This is a genomic window from Paenilisteria newyorkensis (genome assembly GCF_000766145.1).
In the GTDB taxonomy this organism is placed as follows: domain Bacteria; phylum Bacillota; class Bacilli; order Lactobacillales; family Listeriaceae; genus Listeria_A; species Listeria_A newyorkensis.
Map to the genome: position 1 here is coordinate 140,377 of NZ_JNFB01000024.1, position 21,680 is coordinate 162,056.

14 protein-coding genes and 1 pseudogene are annotated in these 21,680 nt (G+C 42.6%); 12 read left to right on the top strand and 3 right to left on the bottom strand.

The window, feature by feature from the left end; all coding sequences use genetic code 11:
• Nucleotides 1-36: 36 nt before the first annotated feature.
• Nucleotides 37-2,412, bottom strand: coding sequence for a GDSL-type esterase/lipase family protein (locus tag EP58_RS17010; RefSeq protein ID WP_052171427.1), 2,376 nt, complete (start codon nt 2,410-2,412; stop codon nt 37-39).
• A 253-nt stretch (nt 2,413-2,665) separates the two neighbouring features.
• Here EP58_RS17010 and EP58_RS09950 point away from each other — a divergent pair, with 253 nt between their 5' ends.
• From EP58_RS09950 to EP58_RS10000, 11 genes and pseudogenes are all read left to right on the top strand, one after another.
• Complete coding sequence (locus tag EP58_RS09950; RefSeq protein ID WP_036093207.1) at nt 2,666-3,682, top strand: WxLIP family cell surface protein; 1,017 nt, start codon at nt 2,666-2,668, stop codon at nt 3,680-3,682.
• A gap of 124 nt (nt 3,683-3,806) precedes the next feature.
• On the top strand, nt 3,807-5,951 hold the full coding sequence (locus EP58_RS09955; protein ID WP_036093033.1) for a DNA topoisomerase III: 2,145 nt from the start codon (nt 3,807-3,809) through the stop codon (nt 5,949-5,951).
• Nucleotides 5,952-6,167: 216 nt separating this feature from the next.
• A complete protein-coding gene (locus tag EP58_RS09960; protein WP_036093035.1) occupies nt 6,168-6,506 on the top strand; it encodes a hypothetical protein in 339 nt (112 codons plus the stop codon).
• Nucleotides 6,494-7,772: pseudogene (locus EP58_RS09965) on the top strand (Y-family DNA polymerase). Before EP58_RS09960 ends, EP58_RS09965 begins: the two are co-directional and overlap by 13 nt.
• 196 nt (nt 7,773-7,968) lie before the next feature.
• Nucleotides 7,969-8,352, top strand: coding sequence for a cupin domain-containing protein (locus EP58_RS09970; protein WP_241481010.1), 384 nt, complete (start codon nt 7,969-7,971; stop codon nt 8,350-8,352).
• 73 nt (nt 8,353-8,425) lie between these two features.
• Nucleotides 8,426-8,803 (top strand): DUF1761 domain-containing protein, encoded by a 378-nt coding sequence (locus EP58_RS09975; RefSeq protein ID WP_036093038.1) that lies wholly within the window; start codon nt 8,426-8,428, stop codon nt 8,801-8,803.
• Nucleotides 8,804-8,927: 124 nt separating this feature from the next.
• A complete protein-coding gene (locus EP58_RS09980) occupies nt 8,928-10,625 on the top strand; it encodes a CocE/NonD family hydrolase (protein WP_036093040.1) in 1,698 nt (565 codons plus the stop codon).
• A 199-nt stretch (nt 10,626-10,824) separates the two neighbouring features.
• Nucleotides 10,825-12,102: a D-alanyl-D-alanine carboxypeptidase PBPD1 gene (pbpD1, locus tag EP58_RS09985; protein WP_052171440.1), complete on the top strand. Its 1,278-nt coding sequence runs from the start codon at nt 10,825-10,827 to the stop codon at nt 12,100-12,102.
• A gap of 325 nt (nt 12,103-12,427) precedes the next feature.
• Nucleotides 12,428-13,030 carry a xenobiotic acyltransferase family protein gene (locus EP58_RS17815; protein ID WP_036093043.1) on the top strand — a complete coding sequence of 201 codons (603 nt, stop codon included), beginning with the start codon at nt 12,428-12,430 and terminating at the stop codon, nt 13,028-13,030.
• 51 nt (nt 13,031-13,081) lie between these two features.
• Nucleotides 13,082-14,455: an O-antigen ligase family protein gene (locus EP58_RS09995; RefSeq protein ID WP_036093044.1), complete on the top strand. Its 1,374-nt coding sequence runs from the start codon at nt 13,082-13,084 to the stop codon at nt 14,453-14,455.
• Nucleotides 14,456-14,477: 22 nt separating this feature from the next.
• Nucleotides 14,478-15,548, top strand: coding sequence for a CgeB family protein (locus EP58_RS10000; RefSeq protein ID WP_052164975.1), 1,071 nt, complete (start codon nt 14,478-14,480; stop codon nt 15,546-15,548).
• 574 nt (nt 15,549-16,122) lie between these two features.
• Here EP58_RS10000 and EP58_RS10005 read toward each other — a convergent pair.
• Nucleotides 16,123-16,941, bottom strand: a complete 819-nt coding sequence (locus EP58_RS10005; RefSeq protein WP_036093046.1) for a histidine phosphatase family protein — start codon at nt 16,939-16,941, stop codon at nt 16,123-16,125.
• Between the two features lie 1,006 nt (nt 16,942-17,947).
• Here EP58_RS10005 and EP58_RS10010 point away from each other — a divergent pair.
• Nucleotides 17,948-18,580, top strand: coding sequence for an NlpC/P60 family protein (locus tag EP58_RS10010; RefSeq protein ID WP_036093047.1), 633 nt, complete (start codon nt 17,948-17,950; stop codon nt 18,578-18,580).
• A gap of 1,115 nt (nt 18,581-19,695) precedes the next feature.
• On the opposite strand, the gene EP58_RS10015 is transcribed toward EP58_RS10010, so the two are convergent.
• Nucleotides 19,696-21,351 carry a peptide ABC transporter substrate-binding protein gene (locus EP58_RS10015; protein WP_036093048.1) on the bottom strand — a complete coding sequence of 552 codons (1,656 nt, stop codon included), beginning with the start codon at nt 21,349-21,351 and terminating at the stop codon, nt 19,696-19,698.
• Nucleotides 21,352-21,680: the final 329 nt, after the last annotated feature.

Genomic DNA, 21,680 nt, shown 5'->3' on the forward strand with positions numbered 1-21,680 from the left:
GGACGATTATCGAGTCCAGATACGGCTATTTTTCGTTTAATTTTGATTCGTGAGTCTTACATAATTCGCAAGACTACCGAATGTGTTTTTCAGTTCGGCCGAGTTTGTCGTTAATGTGCCCATATTTTTGCCGCTAAGAATATTATTCAGTTGGAAAACATCGACGGAATCCCAATTTTGTGTGCTATTTGCCGCAGTCCAGACGCTGATTTTGCCACCGTAAATGCTTATGGAACTGTTGCGGTGGGCGTACATGAAGCTCGTTTTAGTTGGGCTCTCCAAGTTCAGATACATGGCGTGATTGAAAACGTAATCAATGCCGTAGCTGAACGAAAACCCTTCTGCTGCTTCTGTTGTGCGAACATCAAATACCGCATTTGGCGCAACTTCTACACGTGCATTTTTTGCCGTATATTCCGTACGAATCATTGGTCTAGCACCGCTTGCCGTGAAACTAGCGCCGTCTGCAATATTGATTTTTGAGAAACCGTAAATCGCATTTTGTCCGTAACCCGTACCTTTGCTGCCGGGGTACAGCTCGACTTTTGCCTGAGGTTCTACGATGAAATTCTTATCGGTATTGCCAATGCCCATCGTGATAACCGTCGAGCCACTTTCATTGGATGAACCGCCGCCCTCCGTGGAACCGTAGTAATATGCGCCCGCCTTGATCGTCATGTTGCGAACGTAGACATTGCTGCCGGTCGTCGATTTAATTACATTATGACCATCAAAAGTCACGATTGCGTTTAGCACGTTATTGCGAATAAAGAGAGTCCCGTTAAACGTAATGTCCTTCGCGTTAATATTCATGCCGTAGTTGCTATTCTCAGAAGTGGCGCTGTAAATGCTCCCGTAGGCGTTCTTACCAGCGACATTACCACCAAAAATGTCAAATTGAATGCGTTTTCCAACCGTGTCATTTTTGCTTAAATAATAATTGGCGGTGTCCATCGTGAAGCCATTTAGGTTTAATTTTGTGTCGTCAGAAAGCTGTAAATTCTTCGTAAACGTAATGTTGTTCATCAATTTCAGATTCGTCAGTCCACTTGCCAAAGCTGCTTCAAGGTCTTGTGCGGACATAATTTCGGTAGGCTTCGTGGCATCATAGGAAAAATCGATACTTCCTAAACGCGCCACCTCAACACTCGCTGCTGTAGAAGGTCGGCTAAAGACAAAATAGACATCATGCGTACCTGTCACATCCGTTGTCGGAATTGTGTTTAATGCCCATGTATTCACGTTTCCAGTTTGCTTCAGCGCTTTCGTCCCAATCTTGGTACCAGTTGGACTATCCAGCCTCACTTCAACCGTTGTGGCATTATAGGGAACCGCTGCTGACATTTGTAAGTTACCAAGAGACTTATCAAAATTCACATTTTTATAAGAAACCCAGTTTTGCGTCGAAATGTTGGATAAAAATAGCGTTTTGTCTGCTGTAGTAGGAATCGCATTAATCGCGCCATAGCTCGTATTATAGGCATTCGCCGCTACTTTTCCAGATAATTCAGGTTGCTCTCCTGTTATCGTATGGTACACATTGTTTGCCAAAATCGCGGCGCCTTTTCCATTCGGATGCACATTATCAGGCACAAACTCCTTCGCGCCAACCGTCGCCGTCTGATTATCGATAATCGAAACGTCCACATTCGCTTTTTCAGCAGCTTCCACGATTTTTGGCAAAATTTTATCCATATTTGCTTGGTTAATCGTGTACGCCGTGTTAAACACGACTGGTGGTAGCGCTACATAGACAACAGGTTTCATCGCCAGCGTCTGATATTTGTTAATTAACTTCACGTAATCGCCAACAAACGAATCGATTTTCGCAAAATTCGCAGGTTTCGAATCATTTGTTCCGAGTTGAATAATCACGACATTTGGATTAGAAGCAAGGCTTTGCGTATACTGAGTCGTGCGAATATACGGATCATTTCCGCTCTCCAGCAACGTTTTCCCGCTATTCCCATAATTTGTGACATTGTAATTCGTTCCAAGCCGATTGTTCAGCTGTTTCGGATAAGCATTATAAGCCCAATTCTCCACATTCATACCATATGTGATACTATCGCCAATCGCAGCCACATTCACCGGCTTCGTATTCGCAAAAACATGAATCACACCTTTCACGGCACGCTGCCCATTTTCGGTTGTTCCATGTATTACATGTTCCCCAACCCCGTTAAAAATTGCTGGATCAACAGCGTCCCATCGTACTTTTGCTTTCGTTAACTTATAAGCTCTGTCTGCCTGATCCACTTCTGACGGTAGATCGACCACATTTCCAGTCGTTGTAACAATGTTTACAGTTGGAATAAAGCCGTTTTCCGCCGCTTTTGTTGATAATGGTAAAATCACAAAAATGGCAATAATTAAGCATGTCATCCAAGAATAGATTTGTATTTTTTTCACTATTTCCACCCTTTCTATACTGTACTGTTACAAGCATAAGTGAGCTTAAATTGGGATGCTATCTTTTTTTGTTGCTAAAAAGGGTGAAAAAGACGATAGTCACAAAACGTTCACCAAAACAATCCTTTTTTTACGGAAACATGAAAAATTTTTTAGTTTTTAAAACCGAATCAACGGGTACTGGTAATGGAGGAATATAAACTATTTTTTAAAAGAGAGAATTGAAAGGAGTTGGGATTTTGTGAAGAAGTTCATGTTACTTTTAGTGTTGCCCATTATGTTGATAGGGGTGTTATTTCATCCGTTAAGCCCTGAGGCGGCCGCGAATTTCTCGGTAACGGCGGTTATTCCAGATAACCAAATCGATAAATCCAAAACATACTTCGACTTACGCATGAAACCGGGTCAAAAACAGGATTTAGAGGTTGTACTTAAAAACGATACAGATAAGGAAATCACGATTGAAACCAACGCAAACACGGCGGTTACCAACGATAATGGGATTGTGGACTACAGCCAAACCGATCCGAAACTGGACAAATCGCTGAAAACACCATTTTCCGAAATTGCGAAAACCGACGATGAGGCCGTGCTTCCCGCGAACAGCAGTAAGACAATCAAGGTAACGGTAACGATGCCCGCTGCGTCCTTTGACGGCATTATTTTAGGCGGCTTACAATTCATTGAAAAAGAAGACCCTGACGCGAAAAAAGAAGATGGCAAAGGGGTACAAATCAAGAATCGCTATGCGTATGTAGTCGGTGTGCAACTATCGGAAAACGATACGGTTGTAGAGCCTGACATGAAATTGCATGCGATTAAACCGCAACAAATCAATTATCGCAACGTGGTGACGGCGAACCTGCAAAATCCAGAAGCGACGATGATCAAACCGCTAATGATTGACGCGAAAGTTTACAAATCAGGGGACGATCAAGTGTTGCACCAAGCAAAACGCGATAATTTAAGAATGGCGCCAAATTCCAATTTTAACTATGCAATCGATTGGGAAAACCAGCCACTAAAAGCCGGGAAATACCGTTTGAAAATGGTAGCAACATCCGGAGATAAAACATGGAAATGGGATGAAGAATTCACCATTAAGGGCGACGACGCGAAGAAACTGAACGACACCGCGGTAGAACTTGAGAAAGACTACACCTGGTGGTACGTAGCAGGCGGCGCGCTAGCACTTATTCTACTCGTACTCCTAGCATTCTGGTTAGGAAAACGCTCGAAAAAAGATAAAGACGAAGACAAGAAAGAATAAGTAAAAAGAACCCGGATCGGAGCTGTAACATGGCTTCTATCCGGGTTTTGATTGGCGTTTGGAGTATGTTAAGCTCATTTATGATAGAATAAACATATCTCATAATCCAGAAAGGAATTTTAAAATGACAAAAACAGTAGTTTTAGCAGAGAAACCTTCTGTTGGGAAAGATATTGCGCGCGTTCTTGGCTGCAAACAAGGCAAGAACGGCTACCTGGAAGGCTCGAAATATATCGTAACTTGGGCGCTGGGCCACTTAATCACGCTCGCCGATCCAGAGAATTACGACGCCAAATATAAATCGTGGAACATGGAAGATTTACCGATGCTCCCGCAAAAAATGAAACTCGTACCAATCAAACAAACGCGTAAACAATATGAAACGGTGAAAAGTCTGATGACGCGTAAAGACGTGGATTCCATTGTCATTGCAACGGATGCAGGGCGTGAGGGTGAGCTCGTGGCGCGTTGGATTATCGAATATGCCAAAGTGAAGAAGCCGATCAAGCGTCTCTGGATTTCGTCTGTAACCGACAAGGCGATTCGTGAAGGATTCAGTAAATTACAACCGGGCAAAGCTTACGAAAACCTGTATCGTTCCGCTGAGGCGCGTTCTGAAGCTGACTGGGTGGTTGGAATCAATGCCACGCGTGCCCTGACGACAAAATATAACGCGCAACTTTCTTGTGGACGCGTGCAAACGCCGACACTTGCGATGATTGCTGGGCGCGAAGAAGAAATTCGCCAATTTAAGCCCAAGGAATTTTACCAATTGACCGCGGTGACGGAACAAGGTAGCTTTGCTTGGAGTAAAGGCCAGACTTTTGATGAGGCCGAGGCTGAGAAAATCGCGCGGAGCCTGAATGGGAAGGAAGCCGTGATTACCGATGTGGCTGTGAAAGAGAAGAAAACGCACGCGCCGGGTCTGTACGATTTGACGGAACTGCAACGTGACGCCAATAAACGCTTCGATTTTTCCGCTAAAGAAACGCTCAATATCATGCAAGCTCTATATGAACGCCATAAAATTCTGACGTATCCGCGTACTGATTCACGCTTTATTTCCGATGATATCGTGCCAACGTTGAAAGAACGCGTCGAAGCGTGTGGCATTGGTCCGTACGCGAAACCGGCACGCACCGTTGCATCGAAGCCTATCAAGGCGAACAAGTCATTCGTCGATAATAGCAAAGTAAGCGATCACCACGCGATTATCCCGACGGAAGAAACGCCAAGTTTGTCCGATTTAAACGACCGCGAACGCAAGATTTATGACCTTGTTGTGAAGCGCTTTTTGGCCGTCCTTTCCGCACCGTTCGTGTATGAAGAAACCGCCGTGCAAGCCAAAATCGGCAACGAAACTTTCGGCTTAAAAGGCAAAGTCGTGAAATCACTCGGTTGGAAAGCCGTCTATAATGAAGACAACGACACAGATACGGTAACAAAATTGAAAAAAGGCGAGCAGTTGAAGGTTCGCGACATCCAGCTAACGACAGGCAAAACGAAGCCACCATCTCGATATAATGAAGCAACATTACTTTCCGCGATGGAAAACCCAAGCCTATCCAGTGGTAAAAAAGATCTGGCGAAAACGCTCGGCGAGACAGGCGGACTTGGCACCGTTGCAACACGCGCCGACATTATCGAGAAACTTTTCAACAGTTTTTCCCTAGAGAAGCAAGGCAAAGACATCATGATTACGTCAAAAGGCCGTCAGTTGCTAGATCTTGTGCCAGCCGACTTGAAATCCCCAGAACTAACCGCAATCTGGGAGCAAAAACTATCGAAAATTGCAAAAGGCCAACTAGATAAAACAACATTTACGAACGAAATGCGCGACTACGCCAAAAAAGCCGTGACGGAAATCAAGCAAAACGATAAGAAATTCAAACACGATAATATTACATCGACCAAGTGCCCAGATTGCGGCAAACTGATGCTTAAAGTCAAAGGTAAAAAAGGCACCATGCTCGTGTGTCAAGATCGCGAATGTGGCCATCGTGAATCCGTTGCGAGAACAACAAACGCCCGCTGTCCAAACTGCCATAAACGCATGGAACTGCGCGGTGAGGGCGACAAACAAATCTTCACTTGCTCGTGTGGTCATCGTGAAAAACTATCCGCATTCAACGCCCGCCGAGGCAATGAGAAAAATAAAAACGTCTCGAAAAGCGAAGTTGCAAACTACATGAAGAAGCAAAACAAGAAAGAAGAAGAACCGTTCAATAACCCGATGGCAGAAGCGTTGGCGAAGTTGAAACTAAAATAAAGAAACAGTGCACATCCTGACCCAAGACTGGTTTTGGATGTGTATTTTTGCGTGTAATGCTTTAAATTGGAAATCCAGTAGCCTATTCGTTCTTGATTTTAAATAGTTCTTTAGTGACTTGCAAAAACGAACATATGTTTGTATACTGTTAATTAGAGTGGTGGAGAAAATAGCATCGAATTTTTCATCCAGCCAATAAACAGGAGGCGATTTAGGATGGCCTACAAAGATCGAGGACTAAAGAAGTGGGGCGGGTTCATACTGAGTGAACATACTGCTCATATGGAGCAATCCAATAGAACGCCGCAGTGGAAAGTAGCGATGGATGAGGCGAGTATCCAATCCGTATTAAGTCACGCGACCTCTAACCATGTGATGCTTGCGATTCAAGAATATCAGCCGATTGGCGCTGAGGCACAACCAGATATTATCGGGCAATTAATCGGCATCGAAGGAGACAGCATTTATATTCGCACAAGTACGGGCATCCATGCGATTGAGCTACCCAACATTCGTCACGTAGAAGAGAGGCGGATTGAGAAATGGTACAGCTAATTGACTACGAAAGCGCGCCAAAACGAGATATTCTATGCATCGATGTAAAAAGCTTTTTTCGCCTCTGTTGAATGTGTGAAAAGACGTCTAAACCCTTTAGAGGCCTATTTAGTCGTGATGAGTAATCAAGAAAGCCAAGGCGGTTTAGTGCTCGCAGCCACACAGAAAATGAAGGATACATTCAATATTAAAACAGGATCAAGACGTTACGAAATACCAGAAGATGCGCGAATTGTCGTCGCAGAACCGCGGATGAAATTATATCTTCAAGTCAATGAAATGATTATCGCGATATTCAAACGATATGTAGGACCAGAACATTTGCTAGTTTACTCCATTGATGAGGCTATTTTGGATGTATCCCATTCACATAGTCTATTTGGGGACACCATGACAATCGCAAAACGGATACAGCAAGACATTTTAGATGAGTTACGACTATATGTCACCATTGGAATTGGAGAGAATCCATTACTTGCGAAAGTAGCCTTAGATGTCGAGGCAAAACACCACCCCAATGGGATTGCAGAATGGCGCTATGCTGATGTCCCGAACAAATTGTGGCAAGTAAAGCCGATGACAGAGATGTGGGGAATCGGACGCAGAACAGAAGTCCAATTGAATCGCATAGGCATCTATACCATCTATGATTTAGCACATGCAGAACCTAATTATTTGCGCCACGCGATGGGAATCGTTGGAGAGGAACTTTTTTATCATGCTAACGGTATTGATTACACAGATTTGGCAGAGAAGTACGTTCCCTTGTCGAAGAGTTATGGCAAGAGCCAGATATTAGAACGAGACTATGCGAATCACAAGGAAGTTGAGATTGTCATCCGCGAAATGGTGGAAGATATAGCGATGCGATTGCGACGGGAGCATGCAGAAACAGCTGTTGTCCATGTGTTGATAGGCTATAGTCGCTACAGTACACTAAAAGGCTTCGGCAGCCAATTGAAGATTCATCCGACCGACAGCAGTAAGAAAATAACGACCTACGCACTCCATATATTCCGAAAACATGTCGCTAATGAGCCAATTCGCAGTCTATCCATTCAGCTTGGCAAAATTCGTTATAAAGAAGGAACGCAGTTAAACCTGTTTGAAAGTGCTGTCCAGACTGTCAATCAAGAGCAGCTAGAGCGAACCATAGACAAAATTCGTGACAGGTATGGTTTCCAATCTTTGATGCATGCAAGCAGTCTAGCAATTGGTGCGACTGGAATAAGGCGAGCATCCATGGTTGGTGGACATAAAGGTTAGTCAGCCATTATAGACGAAATCCTGAAACTATCTAGTTGAACTAAACAACACGGCGGATAGAAATATCAAGTTTTTTTATCCCATTTAAATAAAAAGGTGCTAAAAAATTAGTCTAAAGAAACAAAGCTTTATCGTCTCCTCCAGTGTAAAATATAATTTGTGAATATAATCACAAATTCGAGAGGAGTTGCTTTACATGATGTTTGCGAAAAAAGTACAAGATTATAAGGAACGTATTTTTGATGTAAATGAAATCAAGTCTTTCGATGATAGCCAAGCCAAGAAGAATATTTTTTATGAAACAGGACAAACTGTTGGTGCTGTGTGGTGTTTGAAGCCAGGTCAGGAACTTTACTTCCATTCTCATAAGCGCGCGGATGATATCTGGATTTGTATAGAAGGGGACTCTGGTGCGTATTATCCAGAATGCGGCGAGTCCGTCGAAATCTCAAAAGGGATGGTTTGTGTAGCGAGACCAGGGGAAAAGCATGGCATGAAGAATACTGGCTCGACAGATTTTGTATTTATCGGCATTGCTGGGCCAGTCCCACTGGATTTGATTCGCCATGAACTGGAATAAATATTAATAATAAGGTTTTAAAACCGCCGAAAACGTGCTAATATAGTTTTTGCACGAAGAAGGGGGATTATGTATGAACATCATTATTGCATTATTAGCAGGATTAGTTGCTTTTGCAGTCGGGGCGCTATGGTATTCGGTGCTTTTTGGAAAGGCGTGGATGAAGGCAGTAGGAATAACGGAGGAAGCTGTTCAGAAAGCATCACCGGTAACCCCGATGATTGTGACACTTGTTGTTGAAATGGCAGTGGCTGTGCTTGTGAGTTTTGTTTTGATTCATCTAGATTTAGATATTTATCTGGGAGGCTTACTCGTTGCTGGCATCGCAATCTTATCGGCAATCAAGAATTACATGTTTGAGATGAAGCCGTTTAAGCTAATTCTGATTAATGAAAGCTACAAATTGGTGACCATTATGATTATGACAGCAAGTGTGGCCATTTTCGCTTAAATAACGACAGACTAGAGTATTTCTGATGCTAAATTAGAAGGACTCTGGTTTTTTTGCGCGCTTTTCTTGACTCTAGCGCCAGAATACGAAACAATAATAAGTATATAGAAGGAGGTTGTTTCACGTGAAACATTGCAAAATTAAGATTGAAAAAGACGTTCCGGCAAAAATGCGAGATGGTGTGACGTTGTATGCGGATGTTTATCGCCCGGATGCGGACGGAGAATTTCCAGTTTTACTAACAAGACTCCCATATAGCAAGATTTTTGGATTACATTTCTTACGCCCAGATGTGTTGGCGGAGAATGGATATATTGTTGTTGTGCAAGATGTGCGTGGACGTTTCAGCTCAGAAGGAGAATTTGTTCCGTACATAAATGAGGCAAATGATGGCTACGATACGGTGGAATGGGCGGCGAAACTACCACAAGCAAACGGGAAGGTCGGCATGTTTGGATTATCGTATTATGGCTACACGCAATTATTGGCTGCGATGGCTGAGCCGCCAAGTTTGAAAGTGATTGTCCCAACGATGTCGCAAAACAATATGACGGATGTGTTTAACGATCATGATGGTGCACTTGAGCTAGGCGCTTGGGCTTCATGGAGTATTGAATCGATTTTGCCGGATTTAATTACGCGTCATATTACGGATCCTAAAGAACGGGAAGTTGCGTTTGAACAGTTAGAGAAGGATCTCGATAATTTGGAAGAATGGTATAAATTCAAACCAATTAATGCTTGGCCGCCGATTAAAAGTACTGGTGCGATGCCATATTTCACAGAAATTCTTGATTATCCGCTAGATCATCCGCATTGGAAAAATACGAGTGTGAAAGATAACTACGATAAAGTGAAAACGCCGGGTCTGCACATCGGGGGGTGGTATGACTGTTTCCTGGATAAGACAATCGCGAACTTCCTTGGGGGTCATCGTCAAGGCCTTGGAGACAAACTCGTGATTGGACCTTGGACGCATGGCAATTTCATCTCGATGATTGGTGACCGTGATTTTGGAACTGCAGCTGGTTCTTGGGGTGAGGCAAGTATGCATACGCGCCACCTAGAATGGTTTAACCACTGGCTAAAAGGGGAACCATTACCGCACACAGCGCCGATTCAAATTTTCACGATGGGAATTAATAAGTGGCAGGGAGCTAAAAATTGGCCGTTGGAGAACACGAATTTCACGCCATTATATTTCCACAGCGAAGGCAAGGCGAATACGCTTCATGGTGATGGAAAAGCGGATTTCAAACGGCCACAAACTGCTGAAACGAGTGATGTTTTTGCATATGATCCGGAAAATCCGGTGCCATCTCACGGCGGTGGAACGCTTCATAAAGCTATTCAAGCCGATGGTCCGCGTGATCAACGCCATTTAGAGGAGCGCGAAGATATATTGTGTTACACAACAGACCCGCTTACCGAGGAAATCGAAGTAACAGGACCAGTCGAAGTTGTTTTGTGGGCGAAAACAGATGCTATAAACACAGATTTCACGGCTAAATTAATAGATGTTCTGCCAGACGGAACCGCTTATAATCTCACAGAAGGCATCATTCGCGCTTCTAAACAACACGGAGATAAAGTGCAGAACGGATTGCATAAATATACGATTAATTTATGGTCTACAAGTAACGTATTTCTGAAAAATCATGCCATTCGTGTTGAGATATCATCTAGTAACTTCCCAAGGTTCGACGCGAATCCAAATACAGGTGCCAGCTTTATCGACACGACGGAGAGCGTTGTTGCAAATCAAACCATTTTCCACGATGTAGAGCATCCATCCCATATTTTGCTGCCGATAATTAAGTAATTTCATGACTAAAGTTCCTATACTAGCCATTTAATTCATGGTAGAATGGTGAGGTATCTCTAATTTTAAAGTACCTTTCAAGAGGCTAAGGGAGCTTGATCTTGACTGTTTAATAATAAAAAAAGATAGCGTATGAAGGAGCGGTAAGGTGAGAATTTTTTCAAAAATAGGTGTTGTCTTTTTAGCGGCAACTTTGGCAATGAGCAGTTTAGTACATGGACCGGTGACGGCGGATGCGGCAGTAGCACCATCAACTGTCAATGCAAACGCGGCAATTACAATTGAAGAAGGCACAGGAAAAATTTTATACGGCAAAAATGCGGATCAACTCATGGGCATTGCATCGATGACCAAAATGATGAATGAATACTTAATCTCGGAAGCTGTAGCGAAAGGCAAGCTGAAATGGGACGATAAAGTCACGATTTCGGATTATGCGTATGAAATTTCGCAAGATCGCTCGCTTTCCAATGTACCGCTCAGACGTGGCGAGGAATACTCTGTTGAGGAACTTTATCAAGCCATCGCGATTTATTCTGCGAACGGTGCAGCCATTGCGGTTGCTGAAAAAATCGCTGGTTCAGAGGCCAAATTCGTCGACATGATGAACAAGAAGGCCGATGATTTGAAACTTGGCGCGCACAAATTTGTCAATGCAACAGGCCTGAATAACTCCGATTTAAAAGGCAAGTTTCAAGTTGGAGGCGCGAAAGATGAGAACCAAATGACGGCTCGTGGCATGGCAAAACTGGCACAGCACATCATTCAAGACTATCCCGATGTGCTGAAAACATCAAGTATTGCTAAGAAGAAATTCCGCGAAGGTACCAGCGACCAGATTGATATGACGAACTGGAATTGGTTACTGCCGGGCTTGATTTATGCGCGTGAAGGCGTGGACGGTTTGAAGACAGGAACGACTGATTATGCAGGACAATGTCTCACGGCGACTGCGGTTCAAGACGGTATGCGCGTGATTACAGTAGTGATGCATGCGAATGGCGGAACTAGCGCACATGACAAAACCCGTTTTGACGAAACGAATAAAATGCTCGATTTCGCTTTTAACAATTTTAAAGTAATGGAAGTTCGCAAAGCAGATACAGCGGTGAAAGAGACGCTCGCCGTTAATAAAGGCAAGGAAGATAGCGTTGCCCTAATGACGAAAGACGCTGTGAAAATCGTTGTTCCAAAAACGACAACCGAGCCAAAACTAGATGAAAAAGTGGCATTAGATAAAAAAACAATCGATGCACCGGTGAAGAAAGACACGAAAGTCGGGACAATGACAGTTCAGCTGAAAGACGGTGATACGCTGGGTTACGTAGACGGCAAGAAAACCGATACAATCAATGTTGTCACAAAAGACGATGTCGATAAAGCAAACTGGTTTATGTTGATGCTCGGTAGTATCGGTGACTTTTTCGCAGGTATTTGGAATTATGTTGTAGATGGAATCAGTGGTTGGTTTAATTAAATAGAAAATAGACTGAGCTCAACGCAAAATCGAGCTCAGTTTTTTCATTGTGTAAAAAATATTAAATTCCGTTCACAGTATAGACATTTCATTCACGGAACGACTCAATTCGAGTTGCTTCTAAGCGGGGTTAAAACGGCAATAATAGGATTAAGCGCATTTATCCATGATGTATAATAAAATACGTTTACAAAAAAGGAGCTCAAAAGGAGTATTTGTATTTAAAAACAACTCGTTTTGTATTGAAAATAAAACATAGCTCCTTTATACTATTAATAAGCTTAAGGACATTGATTGCTTCTAAAAATGATGGGGGATCTACAATATGAATATGAAACAGTATATGCCATTGGGGCTAAGAGGTTATATGAATCTGATTAAATGTAGAAAACGATTTCCAAAAAACAGAATTCAGTCGAGTCAAATTGGCGCGAATGTTACATTAGGAAAGGAGTGCTGGATCAATAAAGATGTTATCATCGGCAGCAACGTGAGTATTGGCGACTATTCCTATGTCAATAAAGGGGCGATTATTGCTTCCGGAATTATAGGAAAGTACTGCTCGATTGCCGCTTACTGCCAAATTGGTTTAGATGAACATCCAATCGACAAACTGTCCACCTCACCATTCACTTACGACAGCAGAGATTGGGACAATTTTCAAAATCCACCGGTCATTGGGAACGATGTTTGGATAGGCGGGGGAGTTCTCGTAATGCAAGGTGTGAACATCGGTGACGGTGCTATATTGGCTGCCGGCGCTGTGGTAACGAAAGATGTGCCGCCGTACGCGATTGTTGGCGGCGTCCCTGCTAAAATTCTCAGAAAAAGATTTGCGGAAAATACCATTGAAAATCTCGTAAAAGAAGCTTGGTGGGAGAAACCAGATCCACCAACGAATCTAGATATAAAAAACTTCATTAAATAAATGTAGCAAACAACAATCCGATTGTATCTACAGATTTGAGAGGACATTACCATGAATAGATGGAATGAAACTTGGGATGGTAAAAAACGAAATGTGATTATTTTCTTCATGCTGTTGAGTGTAGTGGTTCCTTTTGTACCAGCTATTTTGGCGGTGCTTGTTATCGCGATTACTTGCTACATGATGAAGGATATACCGCTTCAAAAATTGAATTATTATCTTTTTATAGGCGTTGTGATAAGCGGGTTTTTAGGACCATATCTTGCCCTGCCAGCATTTCCGAGCTTCTTTCTTTTCCGAATTTTAATTATCCTACACATGCTTTTATTTTTATTCGAAAAAAAGGATTTCAAGAAATTAGATCGCGTCAAAATACCGTTAATCCTGTTCATAATCTGGATTTTGTATTCTATTTTTAGCTTATTATGGACGCAATCTCCATTGCTCAGCATCATGGCGATATATTACCAAATAGAGTCATTTTACCTACTATTTGCGTTTATTTATTACATCGATAACTTTGCAAAATTAAAGCAAATTCTAACGTGGATCGTACTCATCTATATCGTGACGATAGCGATTGGTCTATGGGAAAGCCTAACGGGAGATCATCTGAAATACTCTGCGGGCAACATTTTATCTTACGGAGACACGCGACCTACAGGGCTACTCGTCAACACGAACGATTACAGCTCCTACCTCGCATTCTATATCCCAGTTTTACTACTCTGCCTTTTCCACAAAAAAACAATTTTCAAAAGCCTTATCGGCATCGCAGCACTTGGAATTCTAACCTTCATCATCTTAGAAACCGAGTCCAGATCTGGGCTGATCGCTTTTGCAGTCGTCGTTTTACTAATGCTGTACAAAATATTTCATCATAAAATCATGTTCTTTTTCGGATTGATCATGAGCACGCTAATAGGATTATGTTTCTTACTCGTTCAACATGGAGCGCAATTAACGGCCTATTTCACGGGAAAAACAGATTCCACCAACCAAAGAGCATTTATGTACGAGACCATTTTCCAGCTGTGCAAAGAGCATCATTTTCTAGGCGTCGGCATAGGTGTCACGCCAAAATTCGTTTTTACGGCATTATACGGGACATCGAATATACCGGATACGATGCAGCGAACGATGAGCGCGCATAACCTATGGCTTTCGAACCTATCCGATGTGGGTATTCTCGGCTTTTTTCCATTCATTTTGTTTGCTATATGGTTCATTGTCCACACTATGAGAGTATATGCGCAAAACCAGCAGTTACTAGCAGCAATCCCAATCTGTATTTTAGTCGCGTTTGCAGCGATATCGATTGGCAGTAGCAGTATTTTCGAAATGCGAATTGTGTGGCTCGGACTCGGTTTAGCTGCTACGCTCGTCAATTTAATAGAGCAGAAACGCGACATACAAATAACTTAAAAATTAGAACAGGAGTGGCGATATGAAGAAACAGCTCAAAGTTTTAGCCGTTGGAGCGGGTTGGCGAGGTTCTAATAGTAAATCGCTTTTCAATGGTTTTTCTAAACTAGGATGTGACGTTCGAATTATTGAAACGGACGGCTATTTTTACAATTATTCCATACCAGAACGGTTATACATGAAGGTTCGCAAGGTTCCGCTGAAAGTTAAATTTCAAAAATTCAATAAAACCATTGAGCGGACAATTGACTCCTATCGACCAGATATTTTATTTGTTGTGAAGGGGCTCTGGGTGACTGAAGCAATCATTCAGTACGCTAAGTTAAGAGGGATTACAACGATACATTTCCATCCAGATTTTCTTTTTGATGATCGTTATCACACGTCGCTGATTTTGGATAAGGCTATTCTTTCGTATGATATGGTGGTGACTGCGAAGACAACCGAAGTCGAGAAATATAAGCAGTATGGATGTCGCAATGTGCACTTTATGAAGTATGCATATGACCCAGATATTCATCACCCAGTACAGTTGAGCGCAGCTGAAAAACGTGGATTCCAAACCGATGTAGCGTTCGTTGGCAGGATGGAACCACCGAGGGCAGACGCATTAAATAGCCTTGCAAAAGAGAATTATGATTTAAAAGTATGGGGAACAAAGTGGGACAAGATTCCAAAAAACTACGAATTAAATAAGTATTGTGAAGGCCGGCCCATTTTTTGCGAGGAAATGGCGAAAGTTTTTCAAGGTGCGAAGGTTTCGGTGGGGTTTTTGACGCAATTATCCGCAGAGCAACACACAGCGCGGACGTTTGAAATTCCAGCATGTCGGGGCTTTTTTCTGGGAACACGAACCGAGGAACATGTCGAAATTTTTAAACCCGGAGTGGAAGCAGATTTCTTCGGTAGCACAGAAGAATTAGCTGAAAAAGTGGCATTTTACACTCGAAATGACGAGTTGAGGGCGCGCATTGCACAAAAAGGCTATGAAAAAGTCATCAAATTAGACGCAACGTATGAGAACCGTGTGAAAGGTATTTTGGATTTTGCAGAGATTGTTCAGAGTGGGTCTGATCGATTGGTGCTTCGCTGAGGTGTGGCGTGACCTTCAGAATTATAATTCAGACAAAATTTCTAGAAAAATATACAACAAAAAACCACCACGGAAAAGGGAGGAACCACTGTGGTCAAAAAGGGAGTTTGGTCTTTCAGCGAAGCGACAAACGCTCACCTCCGTCGTTAAAAGCTGTGTTCCGATGCTCTTCTACACTGCGTTTCGCATAACTTCTCACATGGTCGGGGATAAGACTCCCTCCCTGTTTTCAGTCAATGTACCTTAGTACGCTCCGCGTCGGTACGCGCTTTTGCCTAGGATCTAAGCATTTGTCGCTTCGCTGAGGTGTGGCGTGACCTTCAGAATTATAATGAAGACAAAGTTTCTAGAAAAATATATAACAAAAAACCACCGCGGAAAAGGGAGGAACCGCGGTGGTCAAAAAGGGAGTTTGGGATTTTATTCTCAGGGGAAAGAATAAAAATTTAATTTGTTAGCTTATAACTATATAATAACTGTCGTCGGGGAGATTTAGCTGTGATCTAGATTAGAATTTAATTAAAAAATAAACTTGGTGCGCGTATTTGGATGACGTGCGCCAAGTTTATTGGTTTTACTTTTCTTTTGCGCCATTTTCAACGTAGCTTAAGTCGTTAACGTCGCCAATCGTGAATTTGCCGTCTTTGTACTCGATTTTTGTGACGCTGGCATTTTTTAAGCCGCCATCTGGTAGTTTATAGCCCGGTGAAATGCTGTCAAGTAGGGCGCCGATGCTCAAACCATGGGATACAAGGAGTACATTGTGGTCGCCTTTTTTGCTTTCTTTTTTCGCGACTTCGTTAATGCCTTCTTGTAGGCGCGCGGTGATTGTTGCGTAGTCTTCGGCTGGCCAGTTGGCATTGTCTTTCACGCGCTCTTTGTCCAGCGCCGCAACACTATTGGCGAAATCCTTCGGCGAGATGCCTTCGCTTTGCCACTGCTCTAGCGTTTTTCCCTGGCTTTTTGCGATGTCAGTCCACATATTGTGATTTAAATCGCCTTCATATGTCCCAAAATTAAACTCACGGAAGCGCGGATCTGTCTTCAACTCCACACCATCGGATTTCTTATTTTCTTTCAAAATAATATCAGCCGTCTGAATCGCTCGTCCGCTATCACTGCTGTACGCTGAGCCAAATTTAACATCTTTCAAACCTTTACCGGCATCCGTGACAACTTCTTCACCAGCAGGCGTAAGTACAGCGTCAGACCAACCTTGCACGCGATCTGTCGTGTTAAGCATCGTTTTCCCGTGTCTCACTACGTAAAAAGTAACCGTTCCATCTTTTGCCGTGGTATCCTTGTCCTTAGAGTCAGCGCTCGTGTTACTGCAACCAACGACTAGCATTAAACCACAAACCAACATCAAAATCTTTAACATCTGCTTTTTCATCTTTTTGCTCCTTTTTTGTTAAAATTTTATCTCGACAGTTGAGGGAAACTGTTGAAAACTGGTCAAAAAAAGAAACCCAAACAGATTCAAGCGGCATCAAAAAGACGCGACTTCAAATCCATTTAGGTTATGCCCGAATAAACGGTAACAATCCTTACAGAATATGATATGTAAATACAAAATTTATTAAGTTTAATATAGCACGTATTGTAAACGTTTTCAAGGTAATTGTAAAAAAATTTTTCAAACGCAAAAAAAATCGCTATGGAAAATGTTGAATCCACAGCAATCATAGTTTCTCGATTTGGTTTGTGAGTTGTTGCAATAAGTAGCTTGTCGCTTCGCTGAGGTGTGGCGTGTCCTTTGAAATTAGGAATTTAGGCAAAATTTCTAGAAAAATACACAACAAAAAACCACCGCGGAAAAGGGAGTAACCACTGTGGTCAAAAAGGGAGTTTGGTCTTTCAGCGAAGCGACAAACGCTCACCTCCGTCGTTAAAAGCTGTGTTCCGATGCTCTTCTACACTGCGTTTCGCATAACTTCTCACATGGTCGGGGATAAGACTCCCTCCCTGTTTTCAGTCAATGTACCTTAGTACGCTCCGCGTCGGTACGCGCTTTTGCCTAGGATCTAAGCATTTGTCACTTCGCTGAGGTGTGCGTGTCCTTCAGAGTTATAATTAAGACAAAGTTTCTAGAAAAATATATAACAAAAAACCACCGCGGAAAAGGGAGTAACCGCGGTGGTCAAAAAGGGAGTTTGGGATTTTCATTCTTAAGGGAAAGTATGAAAATTTATTTGCTTGTTGTTAGCTTATAAATATATAATAAAGCACCGAGAAAAAAATTTGCTGTGAGTTAGATTAGAATTTGATGAAAAATAACTTTTGGATTTAAAGGGATTGACGCGGGTTTGTAGCTTCCTTGTAATGTGCATCTGGTATGATGGGTTGCAAATGGGGAAAAGGGAGTGCATGTTTTGACGTTGAAATCTAGGAACAAATGTATGGCTATGTTACTTGTAATCATTCTGGCAGTAAGTGTCTTGATATTACCGAAGTCTGGGGAAGCGGCAACAACTTACAAAATGACGACAACTGTAGAGAGCAATATTCGAACTGGGGATAGCGTGAAGTATGCAATTATTGGATATTACAAAGCAGGAACAACTGTTACATTCAACGCCAAAACTAAAAATAACTGGTACCGCATTACATACAAAGGCAAAGTGGGGTATGTATCGGGGAAATGCTTAGCGCCATATAAGGCACAGTCGTTTACGGCACTGAATGTCGAAGCAAAAAAACATTTAGGCAAAAAGTATAAATGGGGCGCAACTGGTCCAACTTCATTCGATTGTTCAGGCTACACAAGCTATGTTTTCAAACAATCAATCAACAAAGCGATTCCACGTACGGCGAAGCAACAATACAATGCATCTACTAAAATTAAGGCCAATCAGCTAAAAGAAGGCGATTTGGTATTCTTCAATTACGGTAGCGGCATCGCGCATGTCGGTATCTATGTCGGCAGTGGAAAAATGATCAACGCACAAAATAATGGCGTAAAATACGATAATATTTCGAGCGGCTATTGGAAAAGATACATTGCAGGATATGGTCGCGTCGTGAATTTTTAAAAGCAAGGGTTGGGGAATATCTCCAATCCTTTTTTTGCGCTCAGCGAAGCGACAACCGCTCATCTCCGTCGTTAAAAGCTGTGTTCCGATGCTCGTGTACCTTAGTACATTCCGCGTCGGTACTCGCTTTTGCCTAGGATTTAAGCATTTGTCGCTTCGCTGAGGTGCGGCGTGACATTCTGCATTAGGAATTTAGACAAAGTTTGGTGAAAAATACATAACAAAAAACCACCGTGGAAAAGGGAGGAACCTTGTGGTCAAAAAGGGAGTTTTATCTCTCAGCGAAGCGACAAACGCTCATCTCCGTCGTTAAAAGCTGTGTTCCGATGCTCACGTACAAATTGTACGCTCTGCTTCGGTACTCGCTTTTGCCTAGGATCTAAGTGGTTGTCGCTTCGCTGAGGTGTGGCGTGACATTCTGCATTAGGAATTTAGACAAAGTTTGGTGAAAAATACATAACAAAAAACCACCGTGGAAAAGGGAGGAACCTTGTGGTCAAAAAGGGAGTTTTATCTCTCAGCGAAGCGACAAACGCTCATCTCCGTCGTTAAAAGCTGTGTTCCGATGCTCACGTACAAATTGTACGCTCTGCTTCGGTACTCGCTTTTGCCTAGGATCTAAGTGGTTGTCGCTTCGCTGAGGTGTGGCGTGACATTCTGCATTAGGAATTTAGACAAAGTTTGGTGAAAAATACATAACAAAAAACCACCGTGGAAAAGGGAGGAACCTTGTGCTCAAAAAGGGAGTTTTATCTCTCAGCGAAGCGACAACCGCTCATCTCCGTCGTTAAAAGCTGTGTTCCGATGCTCACGTACAAATTGTACGCTCCGCGTCGGTACTCGCTTTTGCCTAGGATCTAAGCATTTGTCGCTTCGCTGAGGTGCGGCGTGACATTCTGCATTAGGAATTTAGACAAAGTGGTGAAAAATACATAACAAAAAACCACCGTGGAAAAGGGAGGAACCACGGTGGTCAAAAAGGGAGTTTTACGAGCTTTCATCCAAAAAGGGGGAAAGAATGAAAGTTCGTTTGTTGTTGTTAGCTTATACTTACATATTAACGGTCGGGAAGGAAAACTTGCTGTGAGTTAAATGAGAAATTGATGAATGTTTTCCTAGTTTTTTGCCATTTCTATGAATTTGTAGCTGTATGGTGAGCCGAAAGCGTGTTTTTGAACGCCGGTTACTTTCGGATTCTGCAATACGGCCGTTTGGTGTTGATATAATGGCAGAATTGCAGCATCATCATCAAGTAGTACTTTTTCGGATTCGACAAAGGCGTTCCATCTTGCATTTGGCTCTGTAGCTAGTGTTGTATCGGTCGATTTAACGAGTTGGTCGTACTTGGGACTGTTGTAATTCATGCTGTTGTTGTAGTAATCAGATAGGAATAGACTGCTATATGTCCACGGATCCTTAAAATCGGGCATCCATGCGGCAAGCGAAAGATCATAATTGCTAGTGCGAGTCAGCTCCGTCGCGCTCTTGGCCGGCATCGTCTTAATATTGATCGTCACACCGGGCAGATTTTTTTCAAATTGATCTTTTAGGAAGGTAAAAATCGTTTTTGTCGTATCCTGGTCATCGCCTAAAAGTTCAAGCGTGATTGTATCTGTTCCCAGTTCTTTTTTTGCTTGAGCCAAATATTTGCTCGCTTCTACTTTATTAAAAGTGAGATGATCCCCGCTGTCTGCTCGGAAATCAGCGCCTGTTTCTGGATTCTGCACAAAGTCTTTTGGCAATAAACCGTTCGCTGGAAATGAGCCGTCGCCTAGTATTTCGCTTGTTAATGCTTCTTTATCTACTGCTAAATTTAGTGCGTGACGCAGAGAGTTATTTGCAAGAGGTGTGGGTTTGCCGTCACGTTTTTGATTCAGGCGTAAGTAGCTGACGAGTGCATCTTTTTCGGTTAGAAAATCGGAGCGATCTTTATACTGTTTCGCGTATTCTCCAGAAAGTGGTGCACGGTCGGCTTCTTTTGTCGTGTATAGATTTACACCAGCATTAATGTCTTTTGCTACCTGTACAGAGATTTCATCGATGGCTACTTGTTTTTTATCCCAGTATTCGTTGTTTTTCGCGTAGGTCCATTTTTTGGCGGTGTTTCCATCCCAGTTTTTCATAACGAATGGGCCATTATACAACGTGTGGGCTGCATCTGTGCCATATTTGTCGCCCTGCTTCTCCACAAAAGCTTGTTTTTGCGGGAAAAAGGTTTCGAATGATAGTAGCGATATGAAGTAAGGCACTGGTTTTTTGAGTGTGATTTTTAAGGTTTCTTTGTCTGGTGCGGTCACGCCGAGTTCTGATACAGGCAATTTACCCTCGTGAATTTCTGTGGCATTTTTAATTGAATCTTTAAAAAGTGCTGCATAACTCGGCGCTGTTTTTGGGTCAACCGCGCGTCGCCACGCATATACAAAATCGTCCGCGGTGACTTGCGAACCATCAGACCATTTTGCGTTATCTCTTAGTTTTATCGTATATTCCGTCTGATCTTTGCTGATTACGGGCATACTTGCCGCAACGCCAGGCACGAAATTATCCTTTTTATCCAACGTGTAGAGCCCTTCAAATACTTGGTTTTGCGCAGTGAAACTAACAAAGTCTTCCTCCGCAGTCGTATTAAGCGTGAGCAATTCCCCTGTCTCTAAAAAGTTGATTTGTTCCGCCGCTTTTTCATTTGTTTTGCTTGTGTTTCCTCCGCAAGCCGCTAAAAATAGAACGCTTACTAATGATACAGTTGCAAATGCTTTTTTTGTGAAATGCATGTTGTTCCTCCTTTTTTCTGACTATTTTTATTAATTATATGTATTCCGATTGGATATGTCAACATTCAGCGAAGCGACAAGCAATCATCTCCGTCGTTAAAAGCTGTGTTCCGATGCTCATGTACCTGAGTACATTCCGCGTCGGTACGCGCTTTTGCCTAGGATCTAATTACTTGTCACTTCGCTGAGGTTTTGCGTGGCTTTCAAGGTTAGGAATTAAGAAAAGTAACACAACATAAAAATACACGCAAAAAAACCACCGTGGAAAAGGGAGGAACCAGGTGGTCAAAAAGGGAGTTTCGTCTTTCAGCGAAGCGACAAGCAATCAT